Annotated in this window: 16 protein-coding genes; 5 read left to right on the top strand and 11 right to left on the bottom strand. The window is 71.7% G+C overall.

Going from position 1 to position 17,629, the window contains the following annotated elements:
- Window positions 1–65: 65 nt before the first annotated feature.
- Window positions 66–281: a dodecin gene (locus tag ACIRB1_RS01735; protein ID WP_403464189.1), complete on the top strand. Its 216-nt coding sequence runs from the start codon at window positions 66–68 to the stop codon at window positions 279–281.
- Window positions 282–355: 74 nt separating this feature from the next.
- Here ACIRB1_RS01735 and ACIRB1_RS01740 read toward each other — a convergent pair whose 3' ends face one another.
- A complete protein-coding gene (locus ACIRB1_RS01740; RefSeq protein ID WP_403464191.1) occupies window positions 356–847 on the bottom strand; it encodes an HAD family acid phosphatase in 492 nt (163 codons plus the stop codon).
- A gap of 72 nt (window positions 848–919) precedes the next feature.
- Here ACIRB1_RS01740 and ACIRB1_RS01745 point away from each other — a divergent pair, with 72 nt between their 5' ends.
- Both ACIRB1_RS01745 and ACIRB1_RS01750 read left to right on the top strand, forming a co-directional pair.
- On the top strand, window positions 920–1,345 hold the full coding sequence (locus ACIRB1_RS01745) for a (2Fe-2S) ferredoxin domain-containing protein (RefSeq protein ID WP_403464192.1): 426 nt from the start codon (window positions 920–922) through the stop codon (window positions 1,343–1,345).
- A 128-nt stretch (window positions 1,346–1,473) separates the two neighbouring features.
- Complete coding sequence (locus ACIRB1_RS01750; RefSeq protein WP_403464194.1) at window positions 1,474–2,469, top strand: LLM class flavin-dependent oxidoreductase; 996 nt, start codon at window positions 1,474–1,476, stop codon at window positions 2,467–2,469.
- On the opposite strand, the gene ACIRB1_RS01755 is transcribed toward ACIRB1_RS01750, so the two are convergent.
- Window positions 2,459–3,481, bottom strand: coding sequence for an alcohol dehydrogenase (locus ACIRB1_RS01755; RefSeq protein WP_403464196.1), 1,023 nt, complete (start codon window positions 3,479–3,481; stop codon window positions 2,459–2,461). The genes ACIRB1_RS01750 and ACIRB1_RS01755 overlap by 11 nt on opposite strands.
- Before the next feature lie 34 nt (window positions 3,482–3,515).
- Entirely contained in the window at window positions 3,516–5,987 is a 2,472-nt protein-coding gene (locus ACIRB1_RS01760) for an ATP-dependent Clp protease ATP-binding subunit (protein ID WP_403464197.1), read from the bottom strand.
- A 134-nt stretch (window positions 5,988–6,121) separates the two neighbouring features.
- Between ACIRB1_RS01760 and ACIRB1_RS01765 the strand changes: the two genes are divergently transcribed.
- The gene (locus ACIRB1_RS01765; RefSeq protein WP_403464198.1) at window positions 6,122–8,452 is read left to right on the top strand and encodes an ATP-binding cassette domain-containing protein; all 2,331 of its coding nucleotides are present in this window, start codon (window positions 6,122–6,124) and stop codon (window positions 8,450–8,452) included.
- Window positions 8,453–8,518: 66 nt separating this feature from the next.
- Here ACIRB1_RS01765 and ACIRB1_RS01770 read toward each other — a convergent pair whose 3' ends face one another.
- The 6 genes from ACIRB1_RS01770 to ACIRB1_RS01795 all read right to left on the bottom strand — a co-directional run bounded on the left by ACIRB1_RS01770 (window position 8,519) and on the right by ACIRB1_RS01795 (window position 15,057).
- The gene (locus tag ACIRB1_RS01770; RefSeq protein ID WP_403464200.1) at window positions 8,519–9,649 is read right to left on the bottom strand and encodes an alanine--tRNA ligase-related protein; all 1,131 of its coding nucleotides are present in this window, start codon (window positions 9,647–9,649) and stop codon (window positions 8,519–8,521) included.
- A 116-nt stretch (window positions 9,650–9,765) separates the two neighbouring features.
- Entirely contained in the window at window positions 9,766–10,698 is a 933-nt protein-coding gene (locus tag ACIRB1_RS01775; protein ID WP_403464201.1) for a lysophospholipid acyltransferase family protein, read from the bottom strand.
- Window positions 10,698–11,471 (bottom strand): GNAT family N-acyltransferase, encoded by a 774-nt coding sequence (locus tag ACIRB1_RS01780; RefSeq protein ID WP_352181299.1) that lies wholly within the window; start codon window positions 11,469–11,471, stop codon window positions 10,698–10,700. The genes ACIRB1_RS01775 and ACIRB1_RS01780 overlap by 1 nt, the downstream gene beginning before the upstream one ends.
- 214 nt (window positions 11,472–11,685) lie before the next feature.
- Entirely contained in the window at window positions 11,686–12,435 is a 750-nt protein-coding gene (locus ACIRB1_RS01785) for a succinate dehydrogenase/fumarate reductase iron-sulfur subunit (protein ID WP_352181298.1), read from the bottom strand.
- The gene (locus ACIRB1_RS01790) at window positions 12,432–14,384 is read right to left on the bottom strand and encodes a fumarate reductase/succinate dehydrogenase flavoprotein subunit (RefSeq protein ID WP_403464203.1); all 1,953 of its coding nucleotides are present in this window, start codon (window positions 14,382–14,384) and stop codon (window positions 12,432–12,434) included. The genes ACIRB1_RS01785 and ACIRB1_RS01790 overlap by 4 nt, the downstream gene beginning before the upstream one ends.
- A 1-nt stretch (window position 14,385) precedes the next feature.
- Window positions 14,386–15,057 carry a succinate dehydrogenase gene (locus ACIRB1_RS01795; RefSeq protein ID WP_403464878.1) on the bottom strand — a complete coding sequence of 224 codons (672 nt, stop codon included), beginning with the start codon at window positions 15,055–15,057 and terminating at the stop codon, window positions 14,386–14,388.
- 119 nt (window positions 15,058–15,176) lie between these two features.
- Here ACIRB1_RS01795 and ACIRB1_RS01800 point away from each other — a divergent pair, with 119 nt between their 5' ends.
- Window positions 15,177–16,058, top strand: a complete 882-nt coding sequence (locus ACIRB1_RS01800) for a LysR family transcriptional regulator (protein ID WP_403464204.1) — start codon at window positions 15,177–15,179, stop codon at window positions 16,056–16,058.
- A gap of 271 nt (window positions 16,059–16,329) precedes the next feature.
- Here ACIRB1_RS01800 and ACIRB1_RS01805 read toward each other — a convergent pair whose 3' ends face one another.
- Entirely contained in the window at window positions 16,330–17,109 is a 780-nt protein-coding gene (locus tag ACIRB1_RS01805; RefSeq protein WP_403464205.1) for an SDR family NAD(P)-dependent oxidoreductase, read from the bottom strand.
- A gap of 85 nt (window positions 17,110–17,194) precedes the next feature.
- Window positions 17,195–17,590, bottom strand: coding sequence for a DUF4440 domain-containing protein (locus ACIRB1_RS01810; RefSeq protein ID WP_403464206.1), 396 nt, complete (start codon window positions 17,588–17,590; stop codon window positions 17,195–17,197).
- Window positions 17,591–17,629 lie beyond the last annotated feature (39 nt).

Consider the following 17,629-nt stretch of genomic DNA (forward strand, 5'->3'; position numbering starts at 1 on the left):
GCCGCGCCGTGGGGCACGGTGGAGTGACGCGTGACGCGCCCGTCACGGCCGAGAGGAGCACCCGCATGTCCAACCACACGTACCGGGTCACCGAGATCGTCGGGACCTCTCACGAGGGCATCGACCAGGCCATCCGCAACGGCGTCGCCCGCGCCGCGCAGACCCTCCGCGGCCTGGACTGGTTCGAGGTGACCCAGGTCAGGGGCCAGATCGAGAACGGCCAGATCGAGCACTTCCAGGTCGGCCTGAAGGTCGGCTTCCGCATCGAGGACGAGGCCTGACCGTCGCGGGCGAGGCCTGACGGCCGCAGTGCGAGGACCGGCAGCCGTAGCGGCGATGGCTCCGGCTACGGCTCTCAGGTCCGGCCCTCCCCCTCCTGTGCCGCCTCCAGCGCGGCGGAGGGGGAGGTCCAGCGGGCCCGTACGACACGGAACCCGGCCCGTTCGGCGTCGTCGCAGACCAGCTCGTCGTCGTCCACGAGGACCCGGATCTCGCGGTCGCGGGCGAGCCGCCTGAGTTTCTCCAGCTTGGTGCGCCTGGCGGGCCTGCGGTCGTCGTTGCGGCGCATGAGGACCCGGCCCTCGGGCAGGCCCTGCGCGGCGAGCCAGGCGAGGGTGTCGCGGCGGCAGCGTTCGGGGCGCCCGGTGAGGTAGACGACCTCGCACTCCTCGGCCTGCTCCAGCGCGAGCGCGACGCCCTCGGCGAGCGGCGGGTCCTGCGGCGCGGCACCGAAGAAGGCGTCCCAGTCGCGCGGCCTCCGCTCCAGGAAGCGTTGCCGGTGCGCCGTGTCGGCAAGGGTGTTGTCGAGGTCGAACACGGCCAGCGGGCGCTTGTCGTCGGCGGTCACCCGCCCACCCTAGACATCCGGACCCGGCACCCCGGCAGCGGCCCGCGGGCGGCCCGGCCTCATGCTTCTCGCATGTCTGCCGCGATTCCCGCCCCCCGTACGTTCCTGATCGGCGCCGCCCTCCCCCATCGGCCCTGCACCCTGGTCGTGTGCCGGGGCTGCTGCTGCGGCGACCCGCGCAAACTCCCCGACACCGACCACGCCCGGCAGCTGGAACGGCTGCGGACCGGCGCCGCCGAGCACGGTTTCGCGGTCCGTACGACGGACTGTCTGGGCCCCTGCGACCAGGCCAACGTGATCGTCGTCCAGCCGTCGGCGGCGGGACGCCGGGCGGGCGGACGGCCGACCTGGATCGGGTTCGCGATGGACGACGACTGCACGGAGGAGGTGCTGGAGTGGGCCGCCGCGGGCGGGCCGGGAATCGCCGCGCCGCCCGCCACGCTGGAGTTGCAGTTCATCGACCCGCCTCGGGAGGGACGGGTCCGGTCGCGGCGGTGAGGGATCGGTCCGGCAGCTTCCATTCCTAACGGTATCCATTTTCATATAGCGTCCTCGGCGCGCGGGCTGCTGCGCCCCGAGATCTGACCCCGCGGGAATGCCGAGGTCTCCCGGGCGTTGACACTGAGGTGAGTTCAGTGATCGCCTCGACCCCCTTCTCCGTCCTCGACCGCTCCCGCACCCGCGAGGGGCACCCGCCCGCCGAGGCGCTGCGTGACACCGTGCGGTTCGCGCGGGAGATCGAGGAGCTGGGGTATCACCGGTTCTGGGTGTCGGAGCACCACGGCGTGCCCGGGGTCGCGGGCTCCGCGCCGACCGTCCTGGCCGCCGCCGTCGCCTCGGCCACCCGGAGCATCCGGGTCGGCACGGGCGGGGTGATGCTGCCCAATCACCAACCCCTGGTCGTGGCCGAGCAGTTCGGGGTGCTGGAGTCGCTGTTCCCCGGCCGGATCGACATGGGGCTCGGGCGCTCGGTCGGCTTCACCACCGGCGTGCGCAAGGCGCTGGGCCGCGACAAGGACGACGCCGACGACTTCGCCGGACAGCTCGACGAACTCCTCGGCTGGTTCCGCGGCACGTCACCCACCGGCGCCCACGCACGCCCCTCCGAGGGCCTGAGCGTCCCGCCGTTCGTGCTCGCGATGGGCGAGGGCGCCGACATCGCGGCCCGCGCCGGTCTCCCGATGGTCATCGGCGACCTCCGCGGCCGGGAGAAGATGCGGCGCGGCATCGACCACTACCGCGCCCGCTTCCGCCCGTCCCCCTGGGCCTCAGAACCGTACGTCGTCATCTCGGGGACCATTGCCGTGGCCGCCACCCCCGAAGCGGCACGGCAGTTGCTCGTCCCGGAGGCGTGGTCGATGGCGTACTCGCGCACGCACGGCACCTTCCCGCCGCTGCCGCCCGCCGAGCGCGTGGAGCAACGGCCCATGACCGACAAGGAGTTCGGCTTCTACGAGGCCGGGCTCAGCGGCCAGCTCGCGGGCACCGAGGAACAGGTGGCCCACGAGTTGGAGACGGTGCTGAAGGAGACGGCGGCCGACGAGGTCCTCGTCACCACCAGCACCTACGACCGCGAAGCCCTGCTGGACTCCTACCGGCGGCTCGCCGCGCTCAGGGCGTGAGCACCATCCGGAAGCGCGCGGCACCGGACAGCATCCGCTCGTAGGCCTCGCCCGCCTGGTCCAGGGGGACGGTCTCCACCATCGGACTGATGGCGTGCAGGGCGCTGAAGGCCAGCGTGTCCTGCACGTCCTGCGAGGTGCCCGACGGGTGACCCCGAACCAGCTTGGCGCTCATGAGCAGTTGGAGCGGGCTGATCCCCAACGGCGCGGTGTCCGCCCCGACGACGACCAGCTCGCCACGAGGCCGCAGCCCCTCCACGGTCGCCGCGGCGGCATCCGAGTTGCCCGCCGTGGCCAGCACGACCTTGGCGCCGCCGAGGGCCTGGAGCGCCTCCGAGACCTCGGTGCCGGCGGTGCTGTCGACGTAGTGGTGGGCGCCCAACTGCTTGGCGAAGTCGGCCTTTTCGGGGCCGCGCGCGATCGCCACGGTCTCGAATCCCATCGCGGCCGCGTACTGCACGCCCAGGTGGCCGAGGCCGCCCAGTCCGAGGATCGCCACGAGGTCGCCCGGTTTGGCGGAGCTGCGGCGCAGGCCGTTGAAGGTGGTTACGCCCGCGCAGCCCATGGGTGCGGCGGCGCTCGCCGACAGGCCGTCGGGGATGCGGGCAAGCGCGTCGACCGGTGCCACGGTCAGCTCCGCGAAGCCGCCGTCGTAGGCCCAGCCGGGCACCTTGAGGTTCTCGCAGACGATGAAGTCGCCCTGTCTGCATGGGGTGCAGTGGCCGCAGCTGCCGCCGAACCAGCCGACGGACACCCGGTCGCCGATCCGCCAGCCGTCGTCCGAGGCGCCCTCGCCGAGCGCGTCGATGTGCCCGGCGATCTCGTGCCCGGTGACGAGGGGGAAGCGCACGCCGGGTACTCCGGCGTTCACGAAGAAGGTGTCGCTGTGGCAGATCCCGCAGGCCTCCACGGCGATCCGCACATGGCCGGGTGCCGGCTGCGGCACATCTCGCTCGACGATCGCGAACTCGCCGCCGGCCGCGGCCACTTGCGCGGCTCGATACCTGCTCATAGCTGTCTCCCGATGGGGTGGGAACGCGGTCCGGCTAGTGCTCGGCCGCCTGGCGTGCCCTGATCTGGATCGTGCCGTCGGCCGCGTCGACCTGGGCCTGGTCGCCCGCGTTCAGCTCGCCGGCGAGCAGCATGTCGGCGAGCCGGTCGTCGACCTCGCGCTGGATGGTGCGGCGCAACGGCCGGGCGCCGAAGTCGGGTTGGTGGCCGAGGTCGGCGAGGAGGTCCGCCGCCGCGTCGGTGACGTCCAGGGTGACGTCCTGGGCGTGCAGCCTGCGCCGGGTGTGGTCCAGCAACAGGTCGACGATCTCCCGCAGTTGGGTCCGCTCCAGGCCCCGGAAGACGATGATCTCGTCGATGCGGTTGAGGAACTCGGGGCGGAAGTGCTGGTTCAGGACCGGCATCACCGACTCGCGGACCTTGGCGTAGTCGTCGACGCCCGCCGCGAGGATGCGGTCGGCGCCGATGTTCGACGTCATGATCACGACGGTGTTCTTGAAGTCGACGGTGCGGCCCTGCGAGTCGGTGAGCCGTCCGTCGTCGAGGAGTTGGAGCAGCGTGTTGAAGACGTCGGGGTGCGCCTTCTCGACCTCGTCGAGCAGCAGCACGGCGTACGGCTGCCTGCGGACGGCCTCGGTGAGCTGGCCGGCCTCCTCGTGGCCGACGTATCCGGGAGGCGCTCCGACCAGGCGGGAGACGGTGTGGCGCTCCTGGAACTCGCTCATGTCGAGGCGGATCATGCGGCCCTCGTCGCCGAAGAGGGCCGCGGCGAGGGCGCGGGCCAGTTCCGTCTTGCCGACGCCGGTGGGGCCGAGGAAGAGGAGGCTGCCGATGGGCCGGTTCGGGTCGCTCATGCCGGCGCGGGCACGCCGTACGGCACGGGCGACGGCGGTGATGGCCTCGTCCTGGCCGACGACCCGCTCGTGGAGGTGCTCCTCCAGCTTCATCAGCCGGGCGCGTTCCTCCTCGGTGAGCTGGGAGACGGGGATGCCGGTGGTGCGCGAGACGACCTCGGCGATGTCCTCGGCGGTGACCTTGGGCGCCTGTTCCTCGGCGGAGCCGCCCGCCTTCAGCTCGGCCTCGGTGTCCTTGATCCGGTCCCGGATCTCCTTGGCCCGCTCGTACTCCTCGTCGGCGACGGCCTGGTCCTTCTCGCGGTTCAGGGCGGCGAGCCGGTCCTCGACGTCGCGGGTGTCGGAGAGCGGGGTCCTGGCCCGCAGCCGTACCCGGGCGGCGGCCTGGTCCATCAGGTCGATGGCCTTGTCGGGCAGGAAGCGGGCGGTGATGTACCGGTCGGAGAGTTCGGCCGCCGCGACGACCGCCTCGTCGGTGATCCGGACCTGGTGGTGGGCCTCGTAGCGGTCGCGCAGGCCGCGCAGGATCTCGATGGTGTCGTCGACGGTCGGCTCGCCGATCAGGATGGGTGCGAAGCGGCGCTCCAGCGCGGAGTCCTTCTCGATGTACCTGCGGTACTCGTCGACGGTGGTGGCGCCGATGAGGTGCAACTGGCCGCGCGCCAGGGCGGGTTTGAGCATGTTGCCCGCGTCCATGGCGCCGTCACCGCCGCCGCCCGCGCCGACGACGGTGTGCAACTCGTCGAGGAACAGCACCAGTTCGTCGCTGTGCTCGCCGACCTCGTCCAGGAGTTTCTTCAGCCGTTCCTCGAACTCGCCCCGGTACTTGGTGCCCGCGACCATCCCGGCCAGGTCCAGCGAGACGAGCCGCTTGCCCGCCAGGGTCTTCGGCACGTCGCCGGCGATGATCCGCTGGGCGATGCCCTCCACGACGGCGGTCTTGCCGACGCCGGGGTCGCCGATGAGGACGGGGTTGTTCTTGCTGCGCCGGGACAGCACCTCGATGGTCTGCTCGACCTCCTCGTCCCGGCCGATCACCGGGTCGAGCCGCCCGGCCCGCGCGTCCTCGGTGAGGTCGCGCCCGTACTCGTCGACGGTCGGCGTGCTGCTGGGCCTCTTCCGCTCGGGCTCGCCGGCGCTGGGCATCCCCTCGCCGTCCCAGCCGCTGCCCGCGAGGGCCTGTCCCGCGGCCGACTCGGGGTTGGCGGCAAGGGCCCGCAGCAGGTGCTCGGGGCCGATGTACGAGGAGTCCCCGGCGCGGGAGATCTGGTACGCGTCGAGGAGGGCCCGCTTGGCGGCCGGGGTGAGCGTGGTGGGTTCGGTCTTCGGGCCGCCCTCGGCCCCGGCGGAGAGTCGCTCGCGGATCCGGTCGGGGTCGGCTCCCGCCTCGGCCAGCAGGCGCCGGGTCGATTCCTGCTCGGTGGCGGCGGCCAGCAGATGCCGGGCGTCGAGCTGCTCGCTGCCCTCGGCGGCGGCGATGTCCCGCGCCTGGGCCACCAGCTCACGGGCCCGCTCCGAGAGCAGGCTGCCGATGTCCACGCGCTGGGCCCTGCGCGTCGGTGACGCCGCCCCCGAACCGCCGAAATACCGGGACATCAGCTCGTCGAATTCCTCGAAGGGGCTGCGTCCGAAACCGAATCCGGGAGTGCTCATGACCACGGACCTTCCGTGCGGAGATGGCGCGGCGACTGGCATCCGCGTCCTCCAACGTGGCACAGCGCGGACGCCCTCGCACCCCCGCGGCCCGCCGGGCGCCGCCCGTCGGGGTCCCATAGACTCGACGGGCCATGGACAACCCCCGCGATCCCTACGTCCGCGTCCGCGGCGCCCGTGAGCACAACCTCCGGGGCGTCGACGTCGACATCCCGCGGGACGTGTTGGCCGTGTTCACCGGCGTATCCGGCTCCGGAAAGTCGTCCCTCGCCTTCGGCACGATCTACGCGGAGGCCCAGCGCCGCTACTTCGAGTCGGTCGCGCCGTACGCCCGCCGCCTGATCCACCAGGTGGGCGCCCCGAAGGTCGGCGAGATCACCGGCCTGCCTCCGGCGGTCTCCCTCCAGCAACGCCGCTCGACCCCCACCTCCCGCTCCTCGGTGGGCACGGTCACCAGCCTCTCGAACTCGCTGAGGATGCTGTTCTCCCGCGCGGGCGACTACCCGCCCGGTGCGCGACGCCTCGACTCGGACGCCTTCTCCCCCAACACGGCGGCGGGCGCGTGCCCGGAGTGCCACGGCCTCGGCCGGGTCCACCGCACCACCGAGGAGTCCCTCGTCCCCGACCCCTCCCTGTCGATCCGCGAGGGCGCGATCGCCGCGTGGCCGGGCGCCTGGCAGGGCAAGAACCTCCGCGACATCCTCGACACCCTCGGCCACGACGTGGACGTGCCGTGGCGCGAACTCCCCGCCGACGAGCGGAAGTGGATCCTCTTCACCGACGAACAGCCGGTGGTCACGGTCCACCCGGTCCGGGACGCGGACCGCATCCAACGCCCGTACCAGGGCACGTACATGAGCGCCCACCGCTACGTCATGAAGACCTTCGCGGACACGAAGAGCCCGACCCTGCGGGCCAAGGCGGAGCGCTTCCTGACCAGCACCCCCTGCCCCCTGTGCGGAGGCAGCAGACTCCGCGCCGAGTCCCTGGCGGTGACGGTCGCGGGCCGCACGATCGCCGACCTGGCGGCCCTCCCCCTGGCGGAACTGGCAGGCACCCTGACCGCCACATCGGAGGCGGCCCGCGTCCTGACCGAGGACCTCACCTCCCGCATCGCCCCGATCCTCGAACTGGGCCTCGGCTACCTGAGCCTGGACCGCGCGACCCCCACCCTCTCCGCGGGCGAACTCCAACGCCTGCGCCTGGCAACCCAGTTGAGATCCGGCCTCTTCGGGGTCGTCTACGTCCTGGACGAACCGTCCGCGGGACTGCACCCGGCGGACACGGAGGCCCTGCTCACGGTCCTGGACCGCCTGAAGGCCGCCGGCAACTCGGTGTTCGTGGTGGAGCACCACCTGGACGTGATGCGCGGCGCCGACTGGCTGGTGGACGTGGGCCCGCAGGCGGGCGAGCACGGCGGACGGGTGCTGTACAGCGGCCCGGTGGAAGGCCTGGCGGCGGTGGAGGAATCGGCGACGGCCCGCTACCTCTTCGACCGCTCCCCCACCCCGCCCCGCGCAGTCCGCGCACCGCGGGGCGAGGTGAAGGTGGGCCCGTTCACGCGCCACAACCTGCGCGATGTGACGGCCGAGTTCCCCCTCGGCGTGTTCACGGCGGTCACCGGCGTCTCGGGCTCAGGCAAGTCCACGCTGATCGGCGAGATCACCGAGGAACCGGCAGCCGTAGGACGCCTGGTGTCGGTCGACCAGAAACCGATCGGCCGCACGCCCCGCTCGAACCTGGCGACGTACACCGGCCTCTTCGACGTCGTCCGCAAGGTCTTCGCGTCAACCGACGAGGCACGCCGACGGGGTTACGGCGTGGGCCGGTTCTCCTTCAACGTGGCGGGAGGCCGGTGCGAGACCTGCCAGGGCGAGGGCTTCGTCAGTGTGGAACTGCTCTTCCTGCCCAGCACCTACGCCCCCTGCCCGGACTGCGGCGGGGCCCGCTACAACCCCGAGACGCTCCAAGTGACGTACCGGGGACGGAGCATCGCGGACGTCCTCGATCTGACGGTGGAGAGCGCGGCGGACTTCTTCGCGGACACCCCGGATGTGGCCCGCAGCCTGACCACACTCCTGGACGTGGGCCTCGGCTACCTCCATCTCGGCCAGCCCGCCACCGAGTTGTCCGGCGGCGAGGCCCAGCGCATCAAACTCGCCACCGAGTTGCAGCGCGCCCACCGCACCCACACCCTCTACCTCCTCGACGAACCCACCACCGGCCTCCACCCCGCCGACGTGGAACTCCTCCTCCGCCAACTCCACGGCCTCGTCGACGCGGGCCACACCGTGGTCGTCGTCGAACACGACATGTCAGTGGTGGCGGGCGCGGACTGGGTGATCGACATGGGCCCCGGCGGAGGAGAGCAGGGGGGACGCGTCGTGGCGGCAGGCACGCCGACAGAGGTGGCGGAGACCAAGGGAAGCACCACAGCCCCCTACCTGAAAAACGCGCTGGGTTAGACGCCCCTTGCTTTCAGGGGCGCGGGGAACTGCGCGACCAGCCCCCACGCACCCGCACCCAACCGTCTACCTCAAAAGCCCCACAACCAACTCCCGGGGCAACCCATAGGTGTCGTGAAGGAGGCGATACGCCTCATCACCCAACACCCCCCGGAACTCGGGCCGGGACAACACCCGCCGCCCCCGATCGAGCACCTGGGAGAACCGCCGCTCCTCCTCCAGCACAACCCCCCGCACCGTGCTCCCGCCGACAAGCTCCCCCGGCAGATCGCCCACCGTACGGGAGTCGTCATCCCGCCGCAGAACGGTGAGCATCCGGCGAATCAACCGGCGCACCACATACCCCCGCCCGGTGTTGGACGGCCGCACCCCTTCCCCGATGACGACGGCGCTCGACCGCAGATGATCACAGACGACCCGCAGGGACCGCTCGTCCAGGTCCCACAGCGTCGGCAGGACCCGCATCCACGGCTCGAACACATCCGTGTCATAGACCGACCGGCACCCCTGAAGGACGGACGCCAGCCGCTCCAAGCCCATCCCCGTGTCGACGTTGACCTGCCGCAGCGGAACCAGCCCACCGTCCTCGCCCCGCTCCAGCCGCATGTGCACGTGGTTCCAGATCTCCACCCACCGCGGATCACCGGTCGGACTGCCCTCGGGCGGCCCGTCCCCGGTCCAGTAGAAGATCTCCGAGTCGGGCCCGCACGGCCCCACCGGCCCGTTGGACCACCAGTTCTCGTCCCGGGTCGACTCGACCGGCACACCCAACTCCCGCCAGATGCCCAGCGATTCGAGGTCGGGGCCGACCTGTTCGTCACCGCCGAAGACAGTGGCGTAGAGCTTCTCGCGCGGGATTCCGAAGCCGTCCCGCAGCAGTTCGTACCCCCACCGCAGGCTCTGCGGATGGCTGTAGTCGCCCAACGACCATGAGCCGAGCATGTCGAACACGGTGAGATGGGTGAGGTCGCCGATCTCGTCGAGGTCCGTCGTCCGCAGACAGCGTTGGACGTTGACCAGCCGCCGTCCCTGCGGATGCGGGCGCCCCTTGAGGTACGGCGTGAGCGGGTGCATGCCGGACGTGGTGAAGAGGACCGGGTCCGACGGCGGCGGCAGGAGCGAGCTCCCGGTGATCGGCTCGTGCCCGCGTTCGCGGTAGAAGTCGAGGAACGTACGGACGATGTCGTCGGTGTTCATGGCGGTGAGTCCTTCGGGTCGGGTGGGGACCGGAAGGGACCGCGGGGAGCGTACGAGGGGACTGGAAACGACACACCCGGCGGTCCGTTTCCGGCCGCCGGGAGAGGTCGGTGAGGTCAGGCGTCGGCAGCCGGCGAGTTGGTCGCTCGCGCGGTCGCGGTGCCGGTGTGCCTGATGGTCCTCATGGACGCAACGCTAACAGGACGCCTGCGGCCCGTCCTGCGGATTTTCACCGGGGTCTGCGCCACCGACGTGCAGTGGTCCCGGTGCGGGGACCGGCCCGGCACCACGGCCTGCGCCGCCTGGGCGAGGGAGCGGCGGTCGGGGTGGCTGCCGGGCAATATGGTCGGCCCCACCTCCACCTCGGCGACGAGCCCGCGCGTCGACACCACCCGCCACACCGAGGTGAGCAGGGAGTCGCTGCCGACGAAGGCGGGGGCGGTGCTGGCGGTGCCGTCGGTCAGGTAGTGCAGGCCGACCGGCTGGACGGGGACTCCGGCGTCCAGCGCGGCCTGGAAGACGGCCCGCCGGAAGTGCCCCTGGGCCCGGCCGCACCAGGTGCTGCCCTCGGGGAAGACGGCGACCGCTCCCCCGGCGCGCAGGGCGCCCGCGATGGAGGCGACCGTCTCCGGGAGGGCGCGCAGCCGGTCGCGGTCGATGAACAGGGCGCCGCTGCCCGCGGTCAGGGTCCCGGCGACGGGCCAGTGCCGGATCTCCGCCTTGGCCAGCATGCGGGCGGGGCGTACGGCGGCCAGCAGCGGGATGTCGAGCCACGAGATGTGGTTGGCGACCAGGAGCAGTCCGCCGGTGGGGGTGGTGGTGCCGGTGATGCGGAGCCGGATGCCGGCGGACCGGACGATCGTCCGGCACCACCAGCGCACCGCCACGGCGGGAATCCGCTTGCCGACGGGGGTGAGCGCGGCCCCGGCGGCCACCACGACCAGGACGGTCACGAAGCGCAGCACGGCGCGCGGTACGGCCGTGACGGACCCCTTCGACTCGATGCACGACCTGGGGGTGCAGGGCGCGCTGGGCAGCCAGACGCTCATCACGCCGGGACGAGCGAGAGGAAGTGCCGCAGATAGCGCGGGTTGACCCGGCGCATCGACAGCAGGACGTACAGGTCGGCGACCCCGAAGTCCGGGTCGTGGGCGGGCTCGCCGCAGACCCAGGCGCCGAGGCGGACGTAGCCGCGCAGCAGCGGCGGGAGTTCGACGCGGCCGGCGGGGCGGGTGACGCCTTCGGCGCTCCAGGGCAGCAGCGGGCGTACCCGGAACTCCTCGGGGGCGAGGTGCTTGGCGCTGACCCGGTCCCAGGTGCCGGCGGCGAGGGCGCCGCCGTCGGCGAGCGGGATGGAGCAGCAGCCGGCGAGCCAGTCGTGGCCGCGGTCGACCATGTAGCGGGCTATGCCGGCCCAGATGAGGCCGATGACGGTGCCGTCGCGGTGGTCGGGGTGGACGCAGGAGCGGCCGACCTCGACGAGGCCCGGGCGGATCGAGTCGAGGGGGGCGAGGTCGAACTCGCTCTCCGAGTAGAGCCGTCCGGCGACGGCGGCGCGCTCGGGCGGCAGTAGCCGGTAGGTGCCGACCACCTGCCCGGTGACCGTGTCGCGGACGAGGAGGTGGTCGCAGTGGGCGTCGAAGGCGTCGACGTCCAGGCCGGGCTGGGGGCTGGACAGGTGGGCGCCCATCTCCCCGGCGAAGACGTCGTGCCGCAGCCGCTGCGCTGCACGCACCTCGTCCTCGTCACGGGCGAGCGTGACGGTGTAGCGGGTGGGCGCGGCGGGCTGCGGGGGACGGTCGAGCGTGGATACGCCGGTCATGGCTCTCTCCTGGTCACGGGCCGGGGACGGCTCGGCGGCGAGCGGAGCCGCCTTACCTGTTGTGCCGACGCCGGCTGTCCGTGGCGTGACCCGCGAAGAGAGAGACGATGTGGGGTTGTTGAATGCCAGGGGTGCTTGGCGGAGCCGGGGTTGAGCACCACTCCGGCTCCGCCCGTCCGCACCCTGCCGGCGAACGTTCGGTGAGCTGGGACGTCTAGCGCTTGGCCACCTTGCGCGTCGCCCGCAGCCACTCCTTGTTCATCCCGGTGATGGACACCAGCGGGATGCCCTTGGGGCAGGCGGTGGCGCATTCGCCGGCCAGCGTGCAGCCGCCGAAGCCTTCCTCGTCCATCTGCGCGACCATGTCGAGGACGCGCGTCTCGCGCTCGGGGGCGCCCTGCGGGAGGACGTTGAGGTGGTTGATCTTGGCGGAGGTGAACAGCATCGCCGCACCGTTCGGGCAGGCCGCCACACACGCCCCGCAGCCGATGCACTCGGCATGCTCGAAGGCGAAGTCGGCATCCGGTTTCGGAACCGGGGTCGCGTGGGCCTCGGGCGCGGCGCCGGTGGGGGCGGTGATGTAGCCGCCGGCCTGGATGATCCGGTCGAAGGCCGAGCGGTCCACCACGAGGTCCTTGACGACCGGGAAGGCGGAGGCGCGCCACGGTTCGATGTCGATCGTGTCGCCGTCCTCGAAGGACCGCATGTGGAGCTGGCAGGTGGTGGTGCGCTCCGGGCCGTGGGCGTCGCCGTTGATGACGAGTGAGCAGGCACCGCAGATGCCCTCGCGGCAGTCGTGGTCGAAGGCGACCGGGTCCTCGCCCTTGAGGATGAGTTCCTCGTTGAGGGTGTCGAGCATCTCCAGGAACGACATGTCCGTGGAGATTCCGTCCACCTGGTAGGTGGACATGGCGCCTTCGGCGTCGGCGTTCTTCTGCCGCCAGACGCGCAGGGTGAGCTTCATGCGTAGCTCCGCTGAGTGGGGTGGACGTACTCGAAGACCAGGTCTTCCTTGTGCAGTACGGGAGCTGAGCCCGTACCGGTGAACTCCCAGGCGGCCGCGTAGCTGAACTCCTCGTCCCTGCGCTCCGCTTCGCCGTCCGGGGTCTGGGACTCCTCGCGGAAGTGGCCGCCGCAGGACTCGGCGCGGTTGAGTGCGTCGAGGCACATCAGCTCGGCGAGTTCGAGGTAGTCGACGATGCGGTTCGCCTTCTCCAGCGACTGGTTGAACTCCTCGCCGGTGCCCGGGACCTTGATCCGCCGCCAGAACTCCTCGCGGATCTGCGGGATGCGTTCCAGGGCCTTGCGCAGTCCGCTGTCGGTGCGGGCCATGCCGCAGAACTCCCACATGAGTTCGCCGAGTTCGCGGTGGAAGGAGTCGGGGGTGCGGTCGCCGTCCACCGCGAGGAGCAGGTTGAGCCGGTCCTCGGTCTCCGCCAACACCTGTTGTACGACGGGGTGCTGGACGCCGATGTCCTCGTGTCCGGGGTTTCGCGCGAGGTAGTCGTTGATGGTCGCCGGGAGGACGAAGTAGCCGTCGGCGAGACCCTGCATCAGGGCGGAGGCGCCGAGGCGGTTGGCGCCGTGGTCGGAGAAGTTGGCCTCGCCGATCGCGAACAGGCCCGGGACCGTGGTCTGGAGGTCGTAGTCGACCCAGAGGCCGCCCATCGTGTAGTGCACGGCCGGGTAGATCCGCATGGGGACCGTGTACGGGTCCTCGGCGGTGATCCGGGCGTACATGTCGAAGAGGTTGCCGTACTTCTCCTCGACGGCCTTGCGGCCCAGCCGCCCGATGGCGTCGGCGAAGTCGAGGTAGACGCCCTGTCCGCCGGGGCCGACGCCGCGCCCCTCGTCGCACACGTTCTTCGCGGCGCGGGAGGCGATGTCGCGGGGCACGAGGTTGCCGAAGGACGGGTAGATGCGCTCCAGGTAGTAGTCGCGCTCGGCCTCGGGGATCTCGTTCGGCGGGCGCCGGTCGCCCTTCGCCTTCGGCACCCAGATACGGCCGTCGTTGCGCAACGACTCGCTCATCAGGGTGAGTTTGGACTGGTGGTCGCCGGTGCGCGGGATGCAGGTGGGGTGGATCTGGGTGAAGCACGGGTTGGCGAAGAGCGCGCCGCGCCGGTGGGCGCGCCAGACCGCGGTGGCGTTGGAGTTCATGGCGTTCGTCGACAGGTAGAAGACGTTGCCGTAGCCGCCGCTGGCGAGGACGACGGCGTCCGCGAAGTAGGTGTCGACGCGGCCCGTGATCAGGTCGCGGGCGACGATCCCCCGGGCCTTCCCGTCGATGACGATCAGGTCGAGCATCTCGGTGCGCGGGTGCATCTCGATGTTCCCGGCGGCGATCTGCCGGGACAGGGCCTGGTAGGCGCCGAGGAGGAGCTGCTGCCCTGTCTGGCCGCGGGCGTAGAAGGTGCGGGAGACCTGGACGCCGCCGAAGGAGCGGGTGTCGAGGAGGCCGCCGTACTCGCGGGCGAAGGGCACGCCCTGCGCGACGCACTGGTCGATGATCTCGACCGAGATCTGCGCGAGGCGGTGGACGTTGGACTCGCGGGCCCTGAAGTCGCCGCCCTTGACGGTGTCGTAGAAGAGGCGGTGGACGGAGTCGCCGTCGTTGCGGTAGTTCTTCGCCGCGTTGATGCCGCCCTGGGCGGCGATCGAGTGGGCGCGGCGCGGGGAGTCCTGGTAGCAGAACTGGACGACGTGGTAGCCCTGTTCGGCCAGCGTGGCGCCCGCGGAGCCGCCGGCGAGGCCGGTGCCGACGACGATCACCGTGTGTTTGCGCCGGTTGGCGGGGTTGACGAGTCTGGCCTCGAAACGGCGGGTGTCCCAGCGCTCGTTAACGGGTCCTGTGGGGGCCTTGGTGTCGGTGACGGGTTCCCCCGTCGTGAAGTCCGCGTATTCAAGGGTCATTTCAGCTCACCACTCCGGTCATGACGCCCACGGGTACGGCGATGAAGCCGGCCGTGAGCAGCAGCGCGAGGACATTGGCGATCGTCTTCAGGGCGCGGTCGCGGCTGCGGCTGCCCGCGCCGAGGGTCTGGGCGGCGCTCCAGAAGCCGTGCCGGATGTGCAGGCCGAGGGCGAGCATCGCGACGATGTAGATGGTGTCGCCGTACCAGGTGGAGAAGGTGTCCACGACGTTCTGGTACGGGTGGCCCTGCTGGAAGCCGCCGGAGTGCACGGTGCCGGTGGTCAGGTCGAGGATGTGCCAGACGATGAACAGCGCCAGGATGATGCCGCCCCAGCGCATGGTGCGGGTGGCGTAGGTCGCCCGGGGTTTCCTGTGCACGTACTTGCTGGGGCGCGCCTTGATGTCGCGGCGGCTGAGCTGGTACGCGGAGACGACGTGGGCGACCACGGCGACGACCAGCGCGACGCGGATCAGCCAGAGGGTCCACTCGTAGTGCATGAAGGGTTCGCCGACGGTGCGCAGCCAGTGGGCGTAGTGGTTGAACTCGCCCGCGCCGAAGAAGATCTTCAGGTTGCCGATCATGTGGACGACCAGGTACAGCAGCATGATCAGGCCGCTGACCGCCATCACTGTCTTCTTGCCGACGGAGCTGTCCCACACCGTGCGCGCCATCGACGGCCGTCGGTCCGTCCGCGTTGCCAGAGCCATGTCTACGGACGTTAGGCGCCCGGGGCCGATCGGTCCAAGACATGGTCTGCCTGGTTTCCATAGCCTGGGGCTATCGTGGGTGGATGCAGTTCACGCAGCTCCAGTACTTCGTGGCGGTCGCCGAGACCCGGCACTTCACCCGGGCCGCCGATCTCGTCCATGTCGCCCAGCCGTCGCTGTCCCAGCAGATCAAGGCGCTGGAGCGGGAGCTGGGCGCGGATCTGTTCCTGCGGGCCCGGGGCAACATCACGCTCACCGACGCCGGCGAGGCGCTGCTGCCGCTGGCCCGGCGCATCCTGGCCGACGCGGACACGGCCCGGCACGAGGTGCAGGAACTGGCCCAGCTCCGCAGCGGCCGGATCAGGCTGGGCGCGACCCCGAGCCTCTGCACGGGCCTCCTCCCGGACGTCCTGCGCGCCTTCCACGACCGCTATCCCGGCATCCGGCTGCTGATCGAGGAGGGCGGCTCCCACGACCTGGTACGCGAACTCGCGCGCGGGGCGCTGGACCTGGCGCTGGTGGTCCTGCCGCTGCCCACCCCCTCACCGGCGTTGACGACGGTGGAACTGCTGCGCGAGGACCTGGTCGTCGTCTCCTCCCCCGAGGCACCGGCCCCCGGCCGCGGCCGGACGGTACGCATCGCCGACCTGGAGAGCGAACGCCTCGTGATGTTCCGCCACGGCTACGACCTCCGCGAACTCACCGTCGCCGCCTGCCGCGCCGAGGGCTTCGAACCGGACTTCGCGGTCGAGGGCGGCGAGATGGACGCGGTCCTCGGCTTCGTCCGCGCGGGCCTCGGGGTGGCCGTCGTCCCCCGCATGGTCGCGACGAAGTCCGGGCGCGGCCTGCGGGTGACGCCGCTGGCGCGGCCCGGGCTGCATCGGACCATCGCCCTCGCGCATCGCAGCGATGTGGCTCCGCCGAGGGCTGCGCGGGAGTTGCAGCGGATGTTGTTGGAGCGGTGAGGGGGGCGGGCGTTGGGGGGCGCGGGTGGGGTGGTCGGCGAGCGCGTCCCGGAGGGCCGGGGCGGCCGTGAGCGGGGCGCAGCCGTGAATTGCCGTGACCCGGGAAGCGGGACGCGGGGGTGTTCACCTCGGCCGCGGCGGGTGTCCCGCAGCGAGTGCCGCTGCCGTCGCCCACACCCGGAACGTGTGCGACGGCGGGGCGGCTGACCGCGAGGGCCGGGGGCGTCGGCGCCGCGCCCCGGACCCTCAGGTCAGCCGGGTGCTCGCCGCGTCACCAGGTCGGGATCAACCCGCCGTCGATCACCACGTCCGTGCCGGTCAGGTTGGCCGCTCGGGCGCCGGCGAGGAACAGGACCACGTCGGCGATCTCGGCGGGTCGGGAGAAGCGGCCGGTGACCGTGGTGGCCGAGGCCTGGGCCACGATCTGCTCCGGGGTGAGGCCGGCGGCGGCCGAGACCGTCGCGGCGACGCCGGTGCCGCCCAGCCACAGGTCCGTCTCGACCGGGCCGGGGCTGACCGTGTTGACGCGGATGCCCTTCGGGCCGACCTCCTTGGACAGGGCCTTGGAGAACGCGACCAGGGCGGCCTTGCCCGCGCTGTAGTCGATGACCAGCGGGTCGGGCAGGGTGGCGTTGACCGAGCCGATCGTGACGATGGAGCCCTGTCCGGCGGAAAGCATCAGGGGCAGGGCGGCGCGGGTGACGCGTACCGCCGTGAGGAGGTTCAGGTCGAGGGTGCGCGCCCAGTCCTCGTCGGTCACCGAGAGGAAGCCGCCGGTGCGCGGCGGTGCCGTACCGACGTTGTTCACCAGGATGTCCACGCGGCCGTCCGCCGCCTCGATCAGCCGCTCGGCCGCACCCGGTTCCGCGAGGTCCACCGGCACCCAGGTGACGGAACCCTCCTTGACCAGCGCGTCCAGCCCCTCGGTCGTCGTACGGGACCCGGCGACGACGCTCGCCCCCGCCCCGGCCAGCGCCTGGGCGACGGCCAGCCCGATGCCCTTGCTGGCGCCTGTCACCACGGCGGTCCTGCCCTGTAGTTCGGTACTCATCGAGCCCAACTCCTTCGGTGAGACGCGGGACGCCGTGCGGCCGCCTTGGGGGCATCCTCCCCCGCCTGCGCCTCCGGCACAGGTCCTACTCGATGTCCGGCGGCACCGGCGTCCCCTGGTGGTAGAACATCCGCCAGCCCGTCTCCTCGTCGCGCTTGCGCCACAGGGAGGTGCGGCGGGCCCTGCGGCCGGCGAAGTCGGTCTCGTAGCGGAGCTGCACCAGGCCCGGGGCCAGGACCATGCCCGTGATGCCCGACGGGGCGTAGCGGGGACCGTCCGCCGCGCTGCCCGCGTGCTCGGGGAGCCACGCGAGCATGTGCTCGTACGTGTAGTGCCTCCCCGAGGCGCCGATCTCGACGTACTCGGGGTCCAGCAGCCGGACGGCCTCGCCGCGGGAGGCGCGGACGGCCGGGTCCAGAAGGGCCAGTTCGCCCGCGATCGCTTCGTTCACGGCGTCCGACGCGTGCGCTTCGTCATTCATGCGCACATGATCACCCTCGAACCCGGGCCTCCCGCAAGC

Origin of the sequence: Streptomyces sp. NPDC096013 (assembly GCF_044763565.1) — a bacterium.
Taxonomy (GTDB): Bacteria; Actinomycetota; Actinomycetes; order Streptomycetales; family Streptomycetaceae; genus Streptomyces.

Excerpts from the sequence above, each read along its gene's own strand:
- ACIRB1_RS01735 (WP_403464189.1), top strand. The coding sequence starts at position 66 with ATGTCCAACCACACGTACCGGGTCACCGAGATCGTCGGGACCTCTCAC.
- ACIRB1_RS01745 (WP_403464192.1), top strand. The coding sequence starts at position 920 with ATGTCTGCCGCGATTCCCGCCCCCCGTACGTTCCTGATCGGCGCCGCC.
- ACIRB1_RS01755 (WP_403464196.1), bottom strand. The coding sequence starts at position 3,481 with ATGAGCAGGTATCGAGCCGCGCAAGTGGCCGCGGCCGGCGGCGAGTTC.
- ACIRB1_RS01760 (WP_403464197.1), bottom strand. The coding sequence starts at position 5,987 with ATGAGCACTCCCGGATTCGGTTTCGGACGCAGCCCCTTCGAGGAATTC.
- ACIRB1_RS01765 (WP_403464198.1), top strand. The coding sequence starts at position 6,122 with ATGGACAACCCCCGCGATCCCTACGTCCGCGTCCGCGGCGCCCGTGAG.
- ACIRB1_RS01770 (WP_403464200.1), bottom strand. The coding sequence starts at position 9,649 with ATGAACACCGACGACATCGTCCGTACGTTCCTCGACTTCTACCGCGAA.
- ACIRB1_RS01775 (WP_403464201.1), bottom strand. The coding sequence starts at position 10,698 with ATGAGCGTCTGGCTGCCCAGCGCGCCCTGCACCCCCAGGTCGTGCATC.
- ACIRB1_RS01780 (WP_352181299.1), bottom strand. The coding sequence starts at position 11,471 with ATGACCGGCGTATCCACGCTCGACCGTCCCCCGCAGCCCGCCGCGCCC.
- ACIRB1_RS01785 (WP_352181298.1), bottom strand. The coding sequence starts at position 12,435 with ATGAAGCTCACCCTGCGCGTCTGGCGGCAGAAGAACGCCGACGCCGAA.
- ACIRB1_RS01790 (WP_403464203.1), bottom strand. The coding sequence starts at position 14,384 with ATGACCCTTGAATACGCGGACTTCACGACGGGGGAACCCGTCACCGAC.
- ACIRB1_RS01795 (WP_403464878.1), bottom strand. The coding sequence starts at position 15,057 with ATGGCGCGCACGGTGTGGGACAGCTCCGTCGGCAAGAAGACAGTGATG.
- ACIRB1_RS01800 (WP_403464204.1), top strand. The coding sequence starts at position 15,177 with ATGCAGTTCACGCAGCTCCAGTACTTCGTGGCGGTCGCCGAGACCCGG.
- ACIRB1_RS01805 (WP_403464205.1), bottom strand. The coding sequence starts at position 17,109 with ATGAGTACCGAACTACAGGGCAGGACCGCCGTGGTGACAGGCGCCAGC.
- ACIRB1_RS01810 (WP_403464206.1), bottom strand. The coding sequence starts at position 17,590 with ATGAATGACGAAGCGCACGCGTCGGACGCCGTGAACGAAGCGATCGCG.